Here is a 19236-nt window from a genome sequence, read left to right on the forward strand (position 1 = left end):
GCCACGAAATGCCATCTCGGCGGGCGGGTAGGCGAGGAGGTGCGGGGGTTCCTTAGTGGATGCCCAGCGCAGCCTCGATCGGGCCGATCCCAAAGAACAGCAGGAACGCCGCGGCGACGGCCCACATCAGCGGGTGCACTTCGCGGCCGCGGCCCTGGACCAGCCGGATCAGCACAAAGGAGATAAAGCCGGCGCCGAGGCCGTTGGCGATGGAGTAGGTAAACGGCATCAGCGTGAAGGTCAGGAACGCCGGGATCGCGATGCCCCAGTCCTGCCAGTCGATCTTGCCGACCTGGGAGACCATCATAAAGCCCACAACGACGAGCGCCGGGGCCACCGCTTCGAACGGCACCAGGTTGATCAGCGGGGTGAAGAACATCGCGACCAGGAACAGCAGGCCGGTGACGATCGAGGCCAGGCCGGTGCGGGCACCTTCGCCAATGCCTGCGCCGGATTCCACGTAGATCTGGTTCGAGGAGACGGAGGCGCCGCCGCCGATTATCGCGCCCAGGGCATCAATCTGCAGCACACGGTCCACATTGGGGATGTTGCCGTCCTTGTCGATGGTGCCGGCTTCGGTGGCCAGGCCCACCATGGTGCCCATCGCGTCGAAGAAGATGCTCAGCAGGATTACGAAGGCCAGCAGGGTCGCTGCGACGAAGCCGAGGTGTTCGAAGGCGCCGAAGGGGTTGGCCTTGCCGATCAGGGACAGGTCCGGCGCGGCCCATTCGGTGAACTTGGGCGCCACAAGGGACCAGCCCTGCGGGTTGAAGTTCTTGCCGTCGAAGCTGGGTCCAATATGGAGCGTGAATTCCAGGATCACGGACAGGACCGTGGAGGTGACGATGCCGATCAGGATGGCGCCCTTGACCTTGCGGACCACGAGGCCGATGGTGAGGACCAGTCCGACGACGAACACCAGCGTGGGCCAGCCCAGCAGTTTGCCGTCGAAGCCGAGGCCGACGGGGACCGTGGTGCCTGCGACGTCCGGGATGCGCCGGACGAAGCCGGCGTTAACCAGGCCGATCAGGGCGATGAACAGGCCGATGCCCACCACAATTGCGGTCTTCAACCCTTCCGGGACGGCCTTGAACACGGCGGTCCGGAAGCCGGTCAGGACCAGGATCAGCATGGTGACGCCGGAGAGGACCACCAGGCCCATCATGTCCGGCCAGGTCAGGCCCGGGTTCGTGGCGACGGTGACGGCCACAAAGGCGTTGACGCCGAGGCCCGTCGCGAGCGCGAAGGGATGCTTGGCCCAGGCTCCCATCAGGATGGTCAGGATGCCGGCCACAAAGGCGGTGACGGCCGCGACCGCCGGGAAGCCGAGGGTGGCGCCGGAGGAATCGGGTCCCGAGAGGATCAGCGGGTTCAAAACCACGATGTAGCTCATGGCGAAGAACGTGGCGAACCCGCCGCGGATCTCGCGCGAGAAGTTCGACCCCCGTGCGGAGATCATGAAATACCGGTCGAGTGCAGAGCCCTGCTTAAGCATTGGTCCTCCGGGGGATGTGGATGGTTACCTGAATCTTATTAGGCGGGCACGCAGCGTCTGGCCCATTTCGCCTAGTCTGTAAGGAACCCAACACTAGGAGCAGCCTTTTCCATGCGCCTCATCCGACAGTTTCTGAGCGCCCTGCTGGGCACCGCAATCTTCGCCGCCGTCCTGCTGGGCGCGGTTGCGCCGGCATCGGCCCACGACGTTGCCGAGTCCACCAGCCCGGCCGCCGGCGCCACGGTGGCCACGCCGCCAGCGCAGGTGTCGGTGACGTTTAGCAAGAATCCGCTGGGATTGGGTGCACAGATCGTTGTGAACACCGGCGACGGCGCCAACTGGGCCGACGGGGCCGTCGAGATCGTGGACAACGTCGCCTCGCAGCGGCTCAAGCCCGGCGCCCCTGCCGGGCCGTACACCGTGGCATGGCGGGTCGCCAGCTCGGACGGCCACCCCATTGAAGGCACCTTCACCTTTACGGCCACGGCGGGAGCAGCGGGCTCGACGTCGGCGGCCGCAGTCCCCACGATGGGAACCGCCGCGCCGGGCGTCACAACGGCGCCGGAGCAGCCGGTCGGTTCTGCCGAGCCGTTCCCCTGGAGCATTGTGATCTTCGTGGGGACTGCCATCGGCATTGTGGTGGCCTTGGCCCTGATGGCCAAGCGCCGGCTGGCCGGCCGTGACGAGCAGGGTGAGACTGTCAGCAGCCAGGCGGCCGACCGGAGCGAAACCGGGAACTAAGACTGCCTATGCCGGCGCCGCCAGGGCGTAGCTGCCGGGCACCAGCGAGGAAAAACCCTCGGGGTAGACCTTGGCCGAGATCGCCTGGCCCACCACCTTCGCCTGACGCAGGACTTCCTTCGGGGTCGGCGTGATGAGTTCGCCCACCCCCACCAGGTACATCCCGAGGGCGTGCATGGCCGCCGTCAGGGTTTGCCCGGCCGACACGCCGAGCTCGGAAAGCATCCTGCGCAGCTGGCTGTGGGCACAGCGGGTCAGGACGAGATGGTCCGCGAGCAGGATCCCGCCGGGCGTGCGGACAGCCCACCGCGGGGTGGGCCCGTCGGCGTCGAGGTGGTCCAGCTGCAGTGCCCGGATATTGGTCCGGACGTCCAACTTGTGGCTGGCGGCATAGTTCCGCAGGTGCCGGAGGATCTCATTGCGTTCCTGCAAACTGGCGGCGTCGGCCGCGTCGCAACGTTGCACGGAAGACGCGTTGGCCGGGTGGCCGGCACCCAGCAAATCGAGCCCGTCCACAATGATGGAAGCCACCCCGCGCCGCTGCAGCTCGCTCGCCACTGCGAGCCCGGACAAACCGGTGCCGATCACAATGGCAGCGGTCCGTTCGATATCGGCGGACATTGGCGTGCTCGACACTGCAGGGCCTCTCTTCGAATCGTGCCAGTTGCCGGGCAGGTGCCCCGGACGCGTTCCCGGACCGCGTCGACCACGGCTCCCTCGGGTCCCGGGTTCTGAAACACGAGTCTCGGTTCAGCAACGAATCGAAGACTATCCAACATTTCCTGCCGTGGATAGACCAAGCAGGAGATAGGCGCCGCCCGGAGCTTCCGGCAGCTTCTTCCGCCCCGCAAACCGCGAAAAGTCGGAGAAATCAGCGGTTTCAGCCGCGGAATCTTCGGGCACGTCGGCAGCGGACGCGGCATCCGGGCCGCGTCTGGCAGAATAGCCGCAACATCAGGCAAGAATCGCGAGGAGGCGGACCCCATGGGCCCAGAACAGGTGCATCCGGATCCGGCAGGGGATTCCCCCGAAAAGCCCGAGGCTCCGCGGGGGATCGTGGTCGGCGTCGACGGCTCAGACCACAGCAAGTGCGCCCTCGTGTGGGCCGCCCGCGAGGCGCAGCGCCGCAAGCGTCCCCTGCACATCGTGACCGCCTATTCAGTGCCGATCTTTGCGGCGTCAGGACTCGACGGCGGCTACGCGACGGTGGACGATTCGGTGATCCGCGAAGGCGCGGAGGCCATCCTGAAGCAGGCCGTGAACAAGGTCGCCGGGTACCAGATCGACGTCGATGCCTCGGTCGAGAACGGCGACGCATCCGGTGTCCTGCTGGAAATGTCCGAAACCGCGGAGCTGCTGGTATTCGGCACCCGCGGCCGTGGTGGCTTCGTCGGACGGCTGCTCGGATCCGTCAGCAGTGCGCTGCCGGCGCACGCCAAATGTCCGACCGTCACGGTTCCCCTGGTCTGCGCCGACCGCCTGGGCGAGACGACTGTCGACAAGCATGTCCTGGCGGAACAGTCGAAGTCCGGGCACGTACCGATCGAAAACGTGGTGGTGGTCGGCGTCGACGGCTCCGAACAGGCCCGGGTGGCGGTAATGGAGGCGGCCGCGCAGGCGGAACGGCTCTCCGCGCCGCTGCGGGTGGTTTGCGCCGTCCCGCAGTACAGCGGGTCGCTGGCCTGGGTCCCGGCGCCGATGGACCGCGAGGCGCTTTTCGCCGATATCCGGACGCAACTCGACGCCGGTACTGCCTGGATCAGAAGCCACTTTCCCCGGCTCACCGTGGAGACCCAACTCGTCGACGGTTCGCCAGTGGACATCCTCGTCCAAGCCAGCCGGCAGGTGGAACTGGTGGTTGTCGGCACCCGCGGCCGCGGGGGCTTCGCCGGAATGATGCTCGGTTCCACCTCAGACGGGATCCTCCATCATGCCAAGGGCCCCGTTATGGTGGTCCCTGACCGGGAGGATCCCCGGCTGGCTGACCGGGTGAACTTCGGGCCCATTCTCGGAAATTCCTAAGGAGCCGCGGGCAGCGGTGCTCGGACGCGGCGTTGTTTATGCTGACCGGGCCTAGGCAGTGAGTGACGTGCAGGCTTCCCCGCCCCCGATATCGGACGACGCCGGGACAGACCCGGCCGCGCCGGCGCCGGGTCCCATCCCGGGGCCCGGCGTAGACGATCCCTGGCTCCCCGGCTGGCTGGTCCGCCGCCCGCTGACCGCCGGCTGGGCCTGGACCGGGTTCTGGGCAGCGCTGATCGTTGCGGACGACGTCTTCGACTACGCTGGCTGGGCCTGGTCTGTGCTGGTCGGAATGGCCGCACTGCCAACGGTGCTGGCAACTGTCGCCTTGCTGCATGCCACCCCGCGACGGCATCTTAAACGGCGCAAGGATTCCGTGCTGGGGCACTTCTTCGTGCGGTTCCTGGCCCTCACGGCCGCATTTCTCGTGTGGGGTGTCTCGGTGGTCATAAGCGCCTCGATTTCCACCACTATCCAGTCCCTCGTCGGCGCCTCCGAGCGGGAGGTTACGGCCGTGGGGTTTAATCTCCTGCTGGCCGCCGTTCCGCTGGTGGTCTCCGTGCTCTGGCTGGCGTTTATCGTCCGCTGCGCGTGGTTCCTCCGGCGACTCCGCGGCTGGAAACAGGACCCCGCTTCGTCCTTGGTGCCGGGTAAGTTCCTGCGCCGGCGCCCGCGGTTCAGGCGTGTTGTTGTCGGACTTGCGCACCCCGGGCTGCTGCTCGTTGCCGGGCTGGGGACCTCGGTGCTCGCGCTTGTGCTCGGGGCGGTCGAGCTGACGCTGAACGTGCTGACCTGAGCGCCCGGCGGGGGTTTTGCCGCGGCGGCAGTCCACCCAAACCAATTCGGCAGGCACTGGTGAAACCGAACAACCCCGGGCGTACAGTTGAATCATGAGCTGCAAGGTTGGAGCGCCGTCACAATGACGCGCAAATGGCTGCGATGGATCCCCGCATTGACGGTGCCTGCCGTGATCGCGGCCGGGATCCTGGCCGGATCCCTGCCCGCGAAGGCCGGGGACCGGCTCCCCGAGAAGACCCCCCAGCAGGTATTGCTCCTAATCGCCCAGCCCACCGGCAAATCCCTCTCCGGAACACTGGAACAACACTCCGCGACCGGCCTTCCCGAGCTTCCGAAGTCGGCCCCGGAGGCGGCAGCACCGGAAGCAGCATGGCTGGAGCTGCTCACGGGGTCCCACACGGCACGCGTCTACCTTGACGGCCCCGGGAACGCCCGGGTGCAGGTCATGGACCGGATGGCCGAGCGGGACGCGATCCGGCGCGGCAATGATTTGTGGTTCTACAACTCCAAGGACAACACCGCCGCCCACACCCGGCTCCCCGCCGGTGATGCGGGTGCCCACCAGGCAGACCCCGGACCGGCAGCAACCCCCAGCGAGCTGGCGGACAAACTGCTTGCTACCGTCGACCCGGGTACTGAGGTGACCGTGGGTCCGGACGTTCAGGTGGCGGGCCGGCCGGCATACAACCTCCTGATGACCCCGACCTCGGATGTCACTTTGATGGGCTCCGTCGCCATCGCCGTCGACGGCGAAACCGGACTCCCGCTCCGCGTCGAGGTGAAGGCCAGGGGACAGGCCGAACCGGTCTTCAGCCTGGCTTTCACGAGCCTCAAGCTTGAGGCCCCGGACGCTTCGCTATTCAACTTCACCCCGCCGCCCGGGGCAACGGTGCAAGAAGTTCCGCTGCCGGATCATTCCGCCGACGCCGCCACACCGCCGTCGGATACCGCAAAGCCGAAAGAGGCGACGCGGCCCGCTGTCACCGGCAGCGGCTGGGAGTCGGTGCTCGAGGTCCCGGCGGGCGCCGCGGCGCTGCAGGGCCGGACCCAGCGACAAAACGGGGCCCCGGACCCGGCGACCGACAACCCGCTGCAGCCCGGTCCCTCGCTTCCCGAAGGATCAGGTTCCGGCAACGCAGCACTGTTGGATCAGCTTGCCGTCGCCGTCCCGGGAGGGCGCCTCGTGTCGACGTCGCTGCTAAATGTACTGATCCTCGACGACGGGCGGATCTTCGTCGGTTCGGTGCCGCTGGAGCGGTTGCAGGCCGCCGCCACGCCGCGGTGAACCATCCGGTGACTGCCGCGTGACCGCCGCCGCGCCGGTGCCGGAACTGAGCATCGAGACCACCGGTCTGAGCAAGCACTTCGGGCGGCAACTGGCCGTCGACAGCGTCGACCTTGCAGTGCCCAAGGGCTCTGTGTTCGGCTTCCTTGGTCCCAACGGCTCAGGGAAGACCACCACCATCCGGCTCCTGCTCGGGCTGGCCGAGGCCACGTCCGGCTCCGTCCGGGTCCTGGGGCAGGAGATGCCGGGGCAACTGCACGGTGTGCTGCCCCGGGTGGGTGCCCTGGTCGAAGGGCCTGCTTTCTACCCGTTTCTCTCCGGGGCTGACAACCTGTACCGCTTCGATGCCGCGGATCCCCGCGTTTCCGCCGCCAGCCGGAAGGCCCGCGTGCAGTCGGCGCTGGAGCGGGTGGGCCTGACGCACGCGGCGGACAAGAAAGTCAGGGCATATTCGCTGGGTATGAAGCAGCGGCTCGGCATCGCCAATGCCCTGCTGGCACCGCGCGAACTCCTGATCCTGGATGAACCCACGAACGGGCTGGATCCACAGGGAACGAGGGAGGTCCGCAGCCTGGTGCGCTCACTGGCGGCTGACGGAGCCACGGTGTTTGTCTCCAGCCACCTGCTGGCAGAAGTGGAGCAAATCTGCACCCACGCGGCCGTTATGAGTGCGGGCCGTCTGGTGGCCCAGGGGACCCTCGCGGAATTGCGCCAGGGCGGGCAGCCGCGGATCAGGCTCGTGAGCCCGGATGCGGGGGCTGCGGCGGAGGTGCTGGTCCGGCTGGGTTTGAGCCCGGAACCGGACCTTCCGGCCGGCACTCCTTCTGGCGGTGACGGGGTGATCTATGCGCCGTTCCCCGCGTCGGCAGGCCATCCAGCCGTGGCTCCGGAGGCGATCGTCGCCGCGCTGGTGGCGGCCGGGGTCCGGGTGCGTGGCTTCGCCACGGAACAGGTCAGTCTGGAAGAACGCTTTGTGGCGCTTACGGGGGAGGGTTTTGACGTTGTCCGGTAAAGAACCCGGCCCCGGCGGGGCGGCAGACCCGGGCGAGAGCAACCGTGCGGCACCGGACCACAGCCCGGAGCCTGCGCCCCATCGCGGTGGCCGGTGGAGGCATGGGCTGCTCGCCTCGGAACTCGGGGTACTTTTCCGCCGCCGCCGCACCTGGGCGATGCTGGGTGCGCTCGCGGCAATTCCGGTCCTGATCGCCGTGGCCGTCCGGGTGTCCTCCGCGGCGCCGCCGGGCCGGGGACCGGCGTTCCTGGACCGGATTTCCCAGAACGGTCTGTTTGTCGGCGTGACAGCCATGCTCGTCGCCGTGCCATTGTTCCTGCCGCTGACCGTGGGCGTCGTGGCGGGGGATACCGTGGCCGGCGAGGCCGGCCTGGGCACCCTGCGGTACCTGCTGGTGGCGCCCGCGGGCCGGGTCCGGCTGTTGCTCGTGAAGTACACCGGGGCGGTCGTCTTCGCCGTGGCCGCGCCGTTGGTCGTGGCTTTGGTCGGGGCCGCAATCGGGGCGTTGCTCTTCCCGGTGGGACCGGTCACGCTGCTCTCCGGCGATTCGATCGGTGCGGCCGATGCGTTGCTGCGCCTGCTGCTGATCGCGGCCTACCTTACGGTCTCGCTGATGGGTCTCTCGGCGATCGGGCTCCTGATGTCCACCCTCACTGACGTGCCGGTGGGGGCGATGGCATCCACGGTGGTGCTCTCGGTGCTCGCACAGGTCCTGGATGCGCTCCCGCAGCTCGAATGGCTGCACCCGTGGCTCTTCAGCCACTATTGGCTGGACTTCGCGGACCTGCTGCGCCAGCCCGTCGTGTGGGATTCATTCCTGGCGAATGTGCTCCTGCAGGGTGGCTACGTCGCCGTCTTCGGCGCACTCGCCTACGGCAGGTTCATCACGAAGGACGTACTCTCCTAGGACGCCCGCCGGCAAACGGGCGACGGCGGACCCCGGGTCAGTACCGGGCGGCGACGGGGTACAGCTGCATCCCGGACATATAGGCCAGGTCCGTCACGGTAAGCCCGGCGTCCTCGTTCAGCGCCTGGACCACACGGCCGCCGCCGAGGTAGATCGCAACGTGATAAAACCCCGGTGCGGAGCCCCACACCAGTAGGTCTCCGGGGATGGCCTGCGACAGCGGAACGTGCACAGGGGCTTGGGCGAACTGCTGGGACGCGGTGCGGGGCAGGTACTTCCCGGCAGCGGCGAACGCGTTTTGCACCAGGCCGGAACAGTCGAAGCCATAAGGCCCCGTTCCGCCGTACTGGTAGAAATAGGGCGACCCCACCTTGCCGAGAGCCACGGAGATCGCGGTCTGGTTGGAGCCGCCGGGTGCCGGCGCGGGTGCGGGTGCTGGCGCGGGTGCCGGCGCGGGTGCGGGAGCGGGTGCCGGGGCTGGGACGGGTGCTGGCGCGGGTGCCGGCGCGGGTGCGGGTGCGGGTGCCGGGGCTGGGACGGGTGCTGGCGCGGGTGCCGGGGCTGGCGCAGGTGCAGGTGCCGGTGCTGGGACCGGCGCGGCGGCTGGCGGAGCCGGGTTTGGAACGTTGATGACCGGGGCAGCCGGGAGGTTGAGCCCGGGAGCGGCATTTCCCGCAGCGGAGGTGTTTGTGGTGGGGGTCCCGACGGCGGCCTGCGACCCTGCCGCCGGGGCTGCGGCAGCAGTGACTGCCCCGAGCCGATCCTGCTGTCGCTGACGTTCCAGGGCATCCACCCGGGCCGATTCCAACGCAACCGTGGTGTTCTTGAGATCCGCGAGCTGTTCCACCAGCACGGTCCGCTGCGCTTTGGCCTCGGCCACGGCCGTCCGCTGGGCCTCGTTGGCATGCTCGGCGTCGAGCTTCCGTGCCTCCGCCGTCCGTGCGGCTTCATCGGCGGCCCGGTTGGCGTCGGCGGCGGCGGCCGTCAGCGATTCCGCGGCCGCGGCCGCGGTTTCTGCCGATTCGAAGGCCCTGGTTCGGCCGGCCGTCACGGCCTCGAGGGTTGCGGCCTGCTGCAGGGCGTTGCCGCTGCCGCTGACAAAGCTGCTCAGTGCGGGATTGAGTCCGCCGTTGCGGTAGAGGTCGCCGGCGAGCTGGCCGATCTGCTTGCGCGTTTTCTGCTGTTCCATCCCGGCTGCGGAGGCTTTGGCGGCGGCAACCGTGGCGGCGTCCCGACGCATCTGGAGCTCCCCGAGGGCTTCGCCGTAAGCGTTATTGGCCTGCAGGGAGGCGGCGAGGCTGGTGTCCTGGGCTGCGGAGGCGTCGGCCAGCAGCCGGTCAATCGAGGTGACCTGGGCTGCCGTCGCGCCTTCACTGGCTTTCGCGGCTGCGATCTCGTCAGGAGACGGGACCGCCGGCGAGGCCGGGACCTGGAAAGCCGGCGGCAGGGTGGCGGCGTTGGCGGGCAGGGCCAAGGATCCCAGAAGTACAACTGAGGCGCACAGTGCGGCCGTCTTTCGGCCGGAACCGGTCCAAATCATGGGTCAACCTCGTTGCAGTGTCGGGCTGGAGCGGGCGGGCCGGGTTTCCGGCAGATGAAAACCCGCGGCTGATCCCCAGCACGGTCGAGGCTACGTGCCAATTGCCACTTTGGCAACAATGGTCACATCAATAACATAAACAACAACAATGTCATTTGTTGTCATTGTGCCGGGTGTGTCGCCACAGTGGGCGCACAGCGCTGTCCCGCGACGGCCCTCCCGGGCAAGGGCAAGGGCAAGGGAGGGCACGGTTGTGGCCGTGGGCCGGTGGCTGCCGGGCTAGCCCCAGCCGAGTTCGTGCAGGCGCTCGTCGCTGATGCCGAAGTGGTGCGCGATCTCGTGGACCACCGTCACAGTCACTTCCTCGATCACGTCCTCGCGGGATTCGCAGATCTCCAGGATCGGCTCGCGGTAAATCGTGATGCGGTCCGGCAGCGAGCCGGCGTCCCACCACGAGTCCCGTTCGGTCAGCGGCACGCCCTCGTATAAGCCCAGCAGCACGGTGTCCGGGTCCTCGCCGGGCTGGGGGATGTAGTCGTCCTCGATGAAGATGGCCACATTGTTCATGGTCCTGGCGAGTTCAGCCGGGATGTGGTCCAGGGCATCACTCACCGCGGCTTCGAAGTCCGACTCGGACATCGGGAACGGTGTGCGGGTGTGGCCGGTGCCGTGTCCGCCGTCGTCCGGCCCGTCCGGTCGGTCCGGGATGATTGGCAGGCCTGGCGGCAGGGAAGCTGGCATAGCTGAAACCCTAGCGCCGAATCAGCGGGACCTGCGCCGGGTCAGCCCAACCCCCACGAGGCAGATGGCACCGCCCACCAGACCCCAGACGGTAGGGATCTCGCCGAGCACCAGCCAGGAAATGAGGATCGTGGTGCCGGGCACCAGATAGGTGGTGGCGGCGAGCCGGCCGGCATCGATCATCGAGAGTGCGTAGGCCCAGGTGGTGAACGCAATCGCGGTGGGGAATACGCCGAGGTAAACGAGTCCCAGGGTGGCCGGCAGCGGGGCGGCCTGCAGTTCGGCAAACAGTTGTCCACTGAAGGGCAGGCAGCAGACGGCGCCGACCATGATTCCGAACCAGGTGGCCTGGGCAGCGGGAATCTTCCGCAGCACGGGCTTCTGCACGATCACACTGACCGCGGCCAGGGCAGCGGCCAGCAGGCAGAGCAGCACCCCGGTGACGTCCGCCGGCGACCGCTGACCGGAGCCGAGCGCGATCACGGCAACCCCGCCAAACGCGACGAGGCTGCCGATAATCAGCCAGCGCGGGAAGCCTTCCTTGAGGATCACCCCAGCCATGATGGCGACCATAATCGGGTTGACGTTGATCAGCAGGGCCGCCGTGCCGGCGTCGAGGAGATGTTCTGCGGCGTTCAGTGCGACGTTGTAGCCGCCGAACCACATGATGCCGTAGGCCAGGATCGGCCACCATTCGCGTCCCCGGGGGAGCTTGCTGTTTTTCAGCAGGCGCGGCAACACCACAAGGCCGAGAACGACGGCGGCAATCGCCAGCCGGCCGAGGGTCAGGGAACCGGGGGAGAAGCTGGGCCCCACGGCTCGGATGCCCACAAAGGCCGAGGCCCACAGGACCACTGTGACGATGACGGCGGCAATGCCGAGCCGGCTGATCTGTCCCGGTTCGGGGGCGCGCTTCAAGGGCTGGGCTGCGGGAGTGTTCGGCGGCACGCTGTCGGTGCCGTCCGTGGGCGCGCTGTCCGGTTGGGGGGAGCCTGTCTGGGCTGTTGTTGCCATATAGCCAATCTAGTGCGTCCAGGGTCTTCGGGACTGGCGGAAATCGGCCACGTCCAGCCGAGTCCCCGGCAGTTGCTGCCGGCCGGGACCTGGCTGCCGGCGCGGCTCACCGCAGGGGGCGGGCGGCGGCGTAAATGGCCGCAGCGACCTCGTTGAGCGCGGTCGATCCGTGCCGCCACTGCTGCCAGTGGAGGGGCACATCCACATGTGCTGCAGGGTCCAAAGGCACGAGCGTACGGCGCTTCAGCTCCGCCGAGACCTCGATTTCGGGGAGCAGCCCCCAGCCCATCCCCCAACGGATGGCTTCGCCGAACTCATGGGCGGCCGGGACGAAGTGCCGCGGCGGCTGGAGTCCCACGGTGCCCACGTCCCGCAGGTACCGGTCCTGCAGGTCGTCCTTGCGGTCGAACATGATGACGGGGGCGGCCGCGAGCGTTTCCGGCGTTGCCCCGGCGGGAAACCACCGGGCGGCGAAGTCCGGCGTGCAGACCGGCAGGTAGCGCATGACGCCCAGCCGCCGGGAGGAACAGCCTGGCGTCGCCTTGGCCGTGGTGGTGATGGCCGCGGACGCGGCACCGCTGCGGAGGAGCTCCAGGGAGTAGTCCTGGTCCTCGCGCAGAATCTCCAGCTGGACCCTGTCCGCCACGGCCGCCAGCCCGGGCAGCGCCCAGGTGTGCAGGGAATCGCTGTTGATGACGAGGGTCAGCCGGACGCTGGCGGGCTGCGCACCGGGCTGCAGCTCTTCGGCCAGATCGGCAGCGAGCATGTCCAGCTGCCGGGCGAAGCGCACCACCGCGTGGCCGGAGGACGTGAGTTCCACGGGGCGGGTCCGTTTCAGCACCGGCCGGCCGACGGCCACTTCGAGGGCGCGGACGCGCTGGCTCACCGCCGACGCCGTGACGCGCAGGTGGCTGGCGGCGGCCTCGAAGCTTCCGTGGGCCACAATGGCGGCCAGGGTCCGGGCCTGGTCGGGATGGATATCAATCATTAGCCCATCTTATGTTGGCCAACAATTATTAACTGGTTTCATGTTCCGGTGCCTTCTAGCGTGGAACCCATGATCCTCTCCCTCCTTTCGGGCCTCGCCAGCGGACTGTCCCTCATCGTCGCCATCGGTGCCCAGAACGCCTTTGTGCTCCGGCAGGGCGTCCAGCGCTCGCACGTCGTGCTGGTTGTTGCCGTCTGTGCCCTGTCCGACCTCGTGCTGATCATTCTGGGTGTGGCCGGGGTGGGCGTGGTCATCGAGCGGGCGCCCGCGGTCCTCGAGGTCGTGCGCTGGGCGGGTGCCGCCTTCCTCCTGGCGTACGGGGCGATGGCTGCAATGCGGGCCATCCGCGGAACGGGGGCATCCCTGCCTGGGGCCGGGCAGAAGGGAACCTGGGCGGCCGCGCTGGGAACCTGCCTCGCCCTGACCTGGCTCAACCCCCACGTCTACCTGGACACCGTCCTGCTGCTGGGGTCCCTGGCCGGCACCCACGGACCGGACGGGCGGTGGTGGTTTGCTGCCGGGGCCGGGCTGGGCAGCATCGTGTGGTTTGCCGCTCTCGGCGCCGGTGCCCGGTTCCTCGCGCCGGTGTTCGCCCGGCCCGGCAGTTGGCGCGTGCTCGACGGCGGCATCGCCTTGGTCATGGTCACCCTGGCTGTCATGCTCGTAGTCTGAAGCTGTCAGCCGTTCCGCATTGCACATCGCTCAACACCCCAAGGAATTCCCCATGTACGTCCCCGCGCATTTCGCCGCCGACCGGCTTGCCATCAAGGAGCTGCTCTCGAACCCCGGGGCAGCCAACCTGGTGACATCAACGGAGAGTGGACTGCTCGCGACGCTGCTGCCGTTCGTCTATGACCCGGAGGCGGGTGAGCACGGGGCGCTGCTGGGCCACGTCGCCCGCAACAACGACCAGTGGCTGCAGCCGGCCCTGGGCGAATCCCTGGTCATCATCCAGCGGGCCGATGCCTACATTTCCCCGTCCTGGTACCCGTCCAAGGCCGAACACGGCAGGGTGGTGCCAACGTGGAACTACACCACCGCGCACGTCTACGGCCGGCTCGTCATCCATGACGACCCCGCCTGGGTGGAGGACCTGGTCCGGCGGCTGACCGCACTGCATGAAGCAGCCTCGGCGGACCCCTGGTCGGTGGACGACGCGCCCGCCCGCTTCATCGCCGGCCAGCTCCGGGCAATTGTCGGCGTCGAACTTCTCATCACGAGGGTTGAAGCGAAACGGAAGCTCAGCCAGAACCGGCCGGCTGCCGATGTTGACGGCGTCATCACCGGCCTGCGCGCCAGGGGCGACCTGGAATCGGCCGGCGATGTCGAGCGGGCGCAGCAGGAGGCAATCCAGCGCAGCTGAGCACTCCGCAGTCGGGCGGTTAGGGATTTTTGGAAATTCCGGGCGTCTGCCCTTATAGTTTTATAGTCCAGTTCGGAGCAACTCGAAAGGACAAAAACGAACGGCTTCGGCCCTTTATTTTTGCCCTGATGAGCCGAATTGAGTCTTGGCCCCCATCGTCTAGCGGCCTAGGACACCGCCCTTTCACGGCGGCGGCACGGGTTCGAATCCCGTTGGGGGTACGCAAGGAACTGGTCAGGCCGGATGGGAAAGTCTGGTAGGCTAAGAGCCTTGAAAAATTGCAGTAGCGATACTGCAGAGAAGCAAGAAAATAGCAAGGCCCTGTAGCGCAGTTGGTTAGCGCGCCGCCCTGTCACGGCGGAGGTCGCGGGTTCAAGTCCCGTCAGGGTCGCTCTGATGGTCAGAAGAAATTCCGGCCATCATGGTGACATGTCACCTAGGCTCTGTAGCTCAGTTGGTAGAGCGTTCGACTGAAAATCGAAAGGTCACCGGATCGACGCCGGTCGGAGCCACCACTGGGAAGCATCAGTTCTTTTGGAACTGGTGCTTTTCTTCTTTAACGCCGCGGATGCCGCTAACCCCGGGCTACCGGGTTAGCGGACAAAACGTGTGTAAATGCCGGGCGTGTCACGGGCGAAGGTGCGCCGGTCCCGGGTCTCGCGTTGTGTGGTTGTCGGATCGCGCAAACGCATCATCGGCGTCGGAAACAACGGAATGGTGGGCCGGCCGGTCGCTCTTTCGGGTTCAGGGGCCGCGCCCGGGTTTGCAGACCGTGACGCGATACATGGTGACGGGCCCTTCGATGATGGAGAGGCCCGTCAGGGTGCATTGTCTGTGGCTCGTCCGTCGTTGGCTTCTTCCAGCAGGGCCTTGGCCGCAGCCGCTGTCTCCTGGAACCTGTCCTCGCGGATCGCCGTCCACGAGCCTCGATGTCTGGACATGGCGGACTTCCTGGAGGACCTCGGAGCTTTCCATGAAGACGGACCGGGCCCGATGCCGTGGAGGACCTTGCGCAGCGGGGCCCGGCTCATGTGTGCGGCGGGGCGCGCCGGGCTCCCCTGGGTCACCCAACGCCGCCACCGGCCACAGGGCAGGAAAGCCGGCATACGAGGTTGGCGGTGCAGTCGATGCGCCTATCTTGCGGCGCGAGCCCGGAGCAGCACGCGGTAGAGCAGGGCGCATGCCGTGAGGATGAGCGAACCCGCCAGGACTGGTGTGAGCAGGTAGCCCCACCCCTCGTGGGCCAACAGGATCGCGATAGGGGTGCCCCCGGCGGGCGGGTGGATGATGCGCAGCGCTGCCATTGCCGCCATGGCCGCGCCGACGGACAGGCCCAGGCTCCACCACGCGGTGGGAAGGAAAGCATGCGCGACGACGCCGCACAGCGCCGAGACCATGTGGCCGCCGACCACGTTGATGGGTTGCGACAGCGGGGCGTCGGGCAGGAGAAAGACCAGGACGCAGGACGAGCCGAAGGCCGCAATGAGAATGGGCGTTCCGACGGCGTCCCCGGTGAGCGATAGCACCGTGATGGTCAGTGCCCCGCCCAAAGCCGCCACCAGGATCGCAGACCAAGGCGCGCGCGGCTGCGTCGGCGTCATCATGCGTCGGGAGGAGGCCCAGGTGCGGGCCCACCTCGTTCCGTGGGACGAGGCGGATGGGGATGGCGGGTCGGACAGCCTTGTCCCCGGCTGTGCTTTCTGGGGTGAGGAATAGACGGGTGACATGATGGGGGACCTTTCAGATCGCGATGGGGCACCGGCCCCGGCAATCCCGGTCCGGCTACGAAAGTGGTGAAGATGGACGCGGCCGGGCCACCACGGCCCGCGCGGCGTCGTCCAGTGCGCGCATAAGCGCCGGCACCGGTTTGGTGGCCAGTCGCACTACGGACAATGGTGTGGAGATGGTGGGATCCCTCAGCGGCAGGACGTGAATCGACGGGTCTTTGCGCCGGGTGGCCACGGCAGACTCGGGCACCACCACGGCCCACATCCCGGACCCGACGAGTCCGAGCAGTGCGTCGATGGAGTCCGCTTCAGCGGCGGGCCGCACGTCCAGGCCGGCTTCCCGCCACGCTTCATCGGCAAGCTGGCGCGCCCGCATTCCCGGCGCCAGGAGCCCCAACTGCACGGAAGTCAGCATCGTGCCGCTCACGGCGTCCAACGCCTCGTCGAACATTCCCGGCGAGGCAACCACGACACTGGTAGCGTCCGGCAGGTCCGCCGCCACCAGGTCCAGGCCGTCCGCGGCCGAGGGGTGAATGATCCCGGCATCCAGCTCGAAAGCGCGCAGCCGGGCCACGACGTCTTCGCTGCTCAGGCCGGTCCGCACTGTTGAGCGCAACAGTGGGTGGGCCTCCGTTAGCGCAGACACCACTTGCGTGGCGGCAGCGATCCCGGACGGGATCGTGCCGATCCGCGCAGTGCCGGTGAGCTTCCCGCGGGCCGCGGAGAGCTCCCCGGTCAGCGCTGCCTGGTCCGCCACGACGCGCCGCGCCCACGGCAGCGCGAGCTCCCCTTCGGGGGTAAGCCCCTCGTATGCGTGTCCACGGCGCACCAGCGGCACCCCGAGCTCTACCTCCAGCTTGCGCACGGACTCGGAGAGTGTTGACGGTGAGACGAAGCAAGCCGCGGCTGCCCGCCCAAAGTGCGCCTCGCGCGCCAGGGCCACGAAGTATCCAAGCTGGGTCAGGAGCATAACATCCCGTCTGTTAGGCGGCCGGGACCGGGGCCGTGTTACCGGTGCCCGGGCGCCTGGTCGCCGGTTTCGCGGTGCCGTCCGCCGCGGTGAGCGGCAAGCGGCCTCCGCATCGACCCTACCGGGCCGGTTCTGCCTGCTTGGCGTAGGAATGCGCTCCGGTGCCGGCGTAGGTGCCGCCTTCGACGATGAGGTACTCCGTGCGGATGGAGCGCCCTGCGAAGAAGTCCTCGAGGATCTCGCGCGTGCCGGCGGCGTACTTGGCCTGCGCGGGCAGGGATGTGCCGGAGGTGTGCGTGGTCATCGCGTTGTTCGGCATGGTGCGCCACGGGTGGTCGGCCGGGGCCGGCTGGGGCGCCCACACGTCGCCGGCGTAGCCGGCCAGCTGGCCGGACTCCAGGGCGTTGACGATCGCGTCGCGGTCGGCGATTGCGCCGCGGGCCGGGTTGACGATGTAGGCGCCGCGGCGCATGGTGGACAGCAGCTCCGCGTCCAGGAGCCCTGCAGTCTCATCGGTCAGCGGTGCATGCACGGTGAGGACGTCGATGTTCTTGACGAGGCCCTCGATGTTCTCGTGGAACACCAGGTTGTACTTCTCCTCGTACTCCGCGGGCAGCCGGAAACGGTCCGTGTAGTGCAGGTGCACACCGAACGGAGCCAGGCGCTCGATGACGGCGCGGCCGATACGGCCGGCGGCGAAGATGCCAACGTCCATGCCTTCGAGGTCATAGGAGCGCTCCACTGCGTCGGCGATGTTCCAGCCGCCCTCCACCGCGATCTGGTGCTGGCGCACGAAGTCGCGGACAAGGACCAGCACCTGCATGACCGTGTGTTCAGCGACGGCGAGGCTGTTGGAGTAGGTGACCTCGGCGACCGTGATGCCGTGCTCGTTGGCGGCTTTGAGGTCAACGTGGTCGCTGCCGATGCCGGCGGTGATGGCGATCTTGAGGTTCTTGGCCTTATCGATTCGCTCCGGGGTCAGGTATGCGGGCCAGAAAGGCTGGGAGATGATGACGTCGGCGTCGACCAGCTCGCGGTCGAAGTCGGAGTCGGCGCCGTCCTTGTCGCTGATGACAACGAGTTCGTGGCCGGCGGCCTCGAGATACTTGCGCAGGCCCAGCTCGCCGGAAACCGATCCGAGCAGCTCGCCCGGAGTGAAGTCGATGGCCTCGGGCGTAGGGAGGGTCTGGCCGTTGGGGTAGTCGGTCAACGCCGCGACGGTGTCCCGCGCGTAGTCTTCCGGGAAGGTGGGGTAGCCGTTCACGGGATCCGGGTAGAGGACGAGCAAAACCTTGGCCATAACACTTCTTTCGTTTTCACCGCGTGATTTTCACGCTGTGTTTTCACACTATGACCGCACTTGTTCGGCGTCCATGAGGCACCTTCGACCAGCCGTTCGGCCCCGCCGAATGATTTAGCGCCGCTGGCCGTCGACGTGCTGTTGAGCCCGGGGCCCGGGAGTCTGCATCCGCGCCCAGGTTCGAGGACATTAGCCGGACCGTGGCGTCACTAGACGTTGGCTCATTGGAGAACTCCGCGTGGGCGGATCGCTGCATGGAAATAGTTCCGGGAAGGCCGGCCGCGGAGACCTTTGAGGGATGGGAGTTCCGCTGGGTCAGCGCACGGCCGTCATGAAGCACTTGGCCGGCCAGGGGAACGGGCCAGGAAGGGGCAGTCGCCGGATGAGCTTAGGCAGCACCTTCCCGCTGTTCGGGGTGTTGACTCCAACCCACGAGACCGCGATGCTCTCCTCGCCGCTCGAAGAGCGCGTCTGGTTCCATAACATCGACCTCGAATCCTGGACCGCAACATTCCGTGCGCGCCGGTCCGACTACGTGCTGAACCTGCCGCTGGATCCGATGCGCGGCAGGTTAGGCGTCGCCCGGGGAGCGGGAGGTCCGCCTGGCTGTGACACCGTCCACCCACCGCGGCAACATGGACACGCCGGAAGTGAGGGCGGGGGCCACGCTATACCTGCCCGTCAACGTACCCGGTGGCCATGCTCTCCCTTGGCGACGGCCACGCCCGCCAAGGCGAGGGGAAACCTGCGGGACGGGCCTCGATCTGCCATTCCTGCGAACCAAAGCCGGTCTGATCCTCGACGACCGGCTGGAACCGGCGTCCTTCGCCGTCGAAACCTCCCTCGAGGACGCACACTTCGTCCTCGAGGCCGCCCGGGAACACGGTCTTCGGCTCCACGGTGCCGAGGCGGCCGCCGCGCGGCTCGAACGCGTCGCCTCTCAGGGCCGCTCCAAGCAGGACATGGCCGCGGCATACTACGCCAGTAATCAGCATGAGCTTGGACCGCACGCCGGGTGAAGACCGCAGCGACAAACAGCCTCCCATGAGGCTTCTGCGCCTCCTGTCCAACTAGTGCAGCGCGCGGACCGCCGGATAAGGAGCGCGCAGCAAGCGGCCAGGTCTCAGTACTTCACCACTGCGGGGCATCGCAGACCGCAATTTCATCAGAATTTAGCGGAGGTCAAATTGTGCGCCAAGGCTGCTTTCGGCGGCAAACCCCGGGACCGACTCGTCGAGATGTGGGGCCGCCCGCCAGCACGGCTAGACTCGCACGCTGGGGAAAGAACGCTACGACCGCCGGCAGCCTGATCGGGCCGGTGGTGCAATCTCAA

19 protein-coding genes and 3 tRNA genes are annotated in these 19236 nt (G+C 67.7%); 11 read left to right on the forward strand and 11 right to left on the reverse strand.

What is annotated here, in order from left to right:
- Positions 1-52: 52 nt before the first annotated feature.
- A complete protein-coding gene (locus ABIB49_RS01220) occupies positions 53-1495 on the reverse strand; it encodes an NCS2 family permease (protein WP_226773433.1) in 1443 nt (480 codons plus the stop codon).
- Positions 1496-1606: 111 nt separating this feature from the next.
- Between ABIB49_RS01220 and ABIB49_RS01225 the strand changes: the two genes are divergently transcribed.
- Positions 1607-2236: a copper resistance CopC family protein gene (locus ABIB49_RS01225; RefSeq protein WP_282359526.1), complete on the forward strand. Its 630-nt coding sequence runs from the start codon at positions 1607-1609 to the stop codon at positions 2234-2236.
- A gap of 6 nt (positions 2237-2242) precedes the next feature.
- Here the strand turns inward: ABIB49_RS01225 and ABIB49_RS01230 are convergent, their stop codons facing one another.
- The gene (locus ABIB49_RS01230) at positions 2243-2857 is read right to left on the reverse strand and encodes an NAD(P)/FAD-dependent oxidoreductase (RefSeq protein ID WP_226773431.1); all 615 of its coding nucleotides are present in this window, start codon (positions 2855-2857) and stop codon (positions 2243-2245) included.
- A 363-nt stretch (positions 2858-3220) separates the two neighbouring features.
- Here ABIB49_RS01230 and ABIB49_RS01235 point away from each other — a divergent pair, with 363 nt between their 5' ends.
- The 5 genes from ABIB49_RS01235 to ABIB49_RS01255 all read left to right on the forward strand — a co-directional run bounded on the left by ABIB49_RS01235 (position 3221) and on the right by ABIB49_RS01255 (position 8260).
- Positions 3221-4258: a universal stress protein gene (locus ABIB49_RS01235; protein WP_226773430.1), complete on the forward strand. Its 1038-nt coding sequence runs from the start codon at positions 3221-3223 to the stop codon at positions 4256-4258.
- A gap of 58 nt (positions 4259-4316) precedes the next feature.
- The gene (locus ABIB49_RS01240; protein WP_226773429.1) at positions 4317-5054 is read left to right on the forward strand and encodes a hypothetical protein; all 738 of its coding nucleotides are present in this window, start codon (positions 4317-4319) and stop codon (positions 5052-5054) included.
- Between the two features lie 123 nt (positions 5055-5177).
- Entirely contained in the window at positions 5178-6341 is a 1164-nt protein-coding gene (locus ABIB49_RS01245) for a LolA family protein (RefSeq protein ID WP_226773428.1), read from the forward strand.
- 19 nt (positions 6342-6360) lie between these two features.
- Positions 6361-7353: an ABC transporter ATP-binding protein gene (locus ABIB49_RS01250; RefSeq protein WP_253031404.1), complete on the forward strand. Its 993-nt coding sequence runs from the start codon at positions 6361-6363 to the stop codon at positions 7351-7353.
- 106 nt (positions 7354-7459) lie between these two features.
- A complete protein-coding gene (locus ABIB49_RS01255; RefSeq protein WP_282359593.1) occupies positions 7460-8260 on the forward strand; it encodes an ABC transporter permease in 801 nt (266 codons plus the stop codon).
- Between the two features lie 37 nt (positions 8261-8297).
- Here the strand turns inward: ABIB49_RS01255 and ABIB49_RS01260 are convergent, their stop codons facing one another.
- The 4 genes from ABIB49_RS01260 to ABIB49_RS01275 all read right to left on the reverse strand — a co-directional run bounded on the left by ABIB49_RS01260 (position 8298) and on the right by ABIB49_RS01275 (position 12543).
- Positions 8298-9800, reverse strand: coding sequence for a C40 family peptidase (locus tag ABIB49_RS01260; RefSeq protein WP_354156587.1), 1503 nt, complete (start codon positions 9798-9800; stop codon positions 8298-8300).
- 279 nt (positions 9801-10079) lie between these two features.
- A complete protein-coding gene (locus tag ABIB49_RS01265; RefSeq protein WP_354156588.1) occupies positions 10080-10541 on the reverse strand; it encodes a metallopeptidase family protein in 462 nt (153 codons plus the stop codon).
- A 21-nt stretch (positions 10542-10562) separates the two neighbouring features.
- On the reverse strand, positions 10563-11555 hold the full coding sequence (locus ABIB49_RS01270; protein WP_282359529.1) for a DMT family transporter: 993 nt from the start codon (positions 11553-11555) through the stop codon (positions 10563-10565).
- A gap of 106 nt (positions 11556-11661) precedes the next feature.
- Positions 11662-12543 carry an ArgP/LysG family DNA-binding transcriptional regulator gene (locus tag ABIB49_RS01275; protein ID WP_282359530.1) on the reverse strand — a complete coding sequence of 294 codons (882 nt, stop codon included), beginning with the start codon at positions 12541-12543 and terminating at the stop codon, positions 11662-11664.
- A gap of 69 nt (positions 12544-12612) precedes the next feature.
- On the opposite strand from ABIB49_RS01275, the gene ABIB49_RS01280 reads away from it, so the two are divergent.
- From ABIB49_RS01280 to ABIB49_RS01300, 5 genes are all read left to right on the forward strand, one after another.
- A complete protein-coding gene (locus tag ABIB49_RS01280; RefSeq protein WP_282359531.1) occupies positions 12613-13215 on the forward strand; it encodes a LysE/ArgO family amino acid transporter in 603 nt (200 codons plus the stop codon).
- Between the two features lie 52 nt (positions 13216-13267).
- The gene (locus ABIB49_RS01285) at positions 13268-13906 is read left to right on the forward strand and encodes an FMN-binding negative transcriptional regulator (RefSeq protein ID WP_282359532.1); all 639 of its coding nucleotides are present in this window, start codon (positions 13268-13270) and stop codon (positions 13904-13906) included.
- Between the two features lie 148 nt (positions 13907-14054).
- Positions 14055-14127: transfer RNA gene (locus tag ABIB49_RS01290), tRNA-Glu, on the forward strand.
- 96 nt (positions 14128-14223) lie between these two features.
- A tRNA-Asp gene (locus ABIB49_RS01295) sits at positions 14224-14297 on the forward strand.
- Positions 14298-14345: 48 nt separating this feature from the next.
- A tRNA-Phe gene (locus ABIB49_RS01300) sits at positions 14346-14421 on the forward strand.
- A 303-nt stretch (positions 14422-14724) separates the two neighbouring features.
- Here the strand turns inward: ABIB49_RS01300 and ABIB49_RS01305 are convergent.
- From ABIB49_RS01305 to ABIB49_RS01325, 5 genes are all read right to left on the reverse strand, one after another.
- Entirely contained in the window at positions 14725-14847 is a 123-nt protein-coding gene (locus ABIB49_RS01305) for a hypothetical protein (protein WP_282359533.1), read from the reverse strand.
- A gap of 192 nt (positions 14848-15039) precedes the next feature.
- Positions 15040-15510 carry an HPP family protein gene (locus ABIB49_RS01310; RefSeq protein WP_282359534.1) on the reverse strand — a complete coding sequence of 157 codons (471 nt, stop codon included), beginning with the start codon at positions 15508-15510 and terminating at the stop codon, positions 15040-15042.
- 178 nt (positions 15511-15688) lie between these two features.
- A complete protein-coding gene (locus tag ABIB49_RS01315; RefSeq protein ID WP_253031397.1) occupies positions 15689-16603 on the reverse strand; it encodes a LysR family transcriptional regulator in 915 nt (304 codons plus the stop codon).
- A gap of 118 nt (positions 16604-16721) precedes the next feature.
- Positions 16722-17903 carry an NAD-dependent formate dehydrogenase gene (locus ABIB49_RS01320; RefSeq protein ID WP_282359536.1) on the reverse strand — a complete coding sequence of 394 codons (1182 nt, stop codon included), beginning with the start codon at positions 17901-17903 and terminating at the stop codon, positions 16722-16724.
- Between the two features lie 668 nt (positions 17904-18571).
- Positions 18572-18898, reverse strand: coding sequence for a hypothetical protein (locus ABIB49_RS01325; RefSeq protein WP_282359537.1), 327 nt, complete (start codon positions 18896-18898; stop codon positions 18572-18574).
- Positions 18899-19236: the final 338 nt, after the last annotated feature.

The sequence above is a fragment of the Arthrobacter sp. UYCu512 genome (assembly GCF_040547075.1).
Lineage (GTDB): Bacteria > Actinomycetota > Actinomycetes > Actinomycetales > Micrococcaceae > Arthrobacter.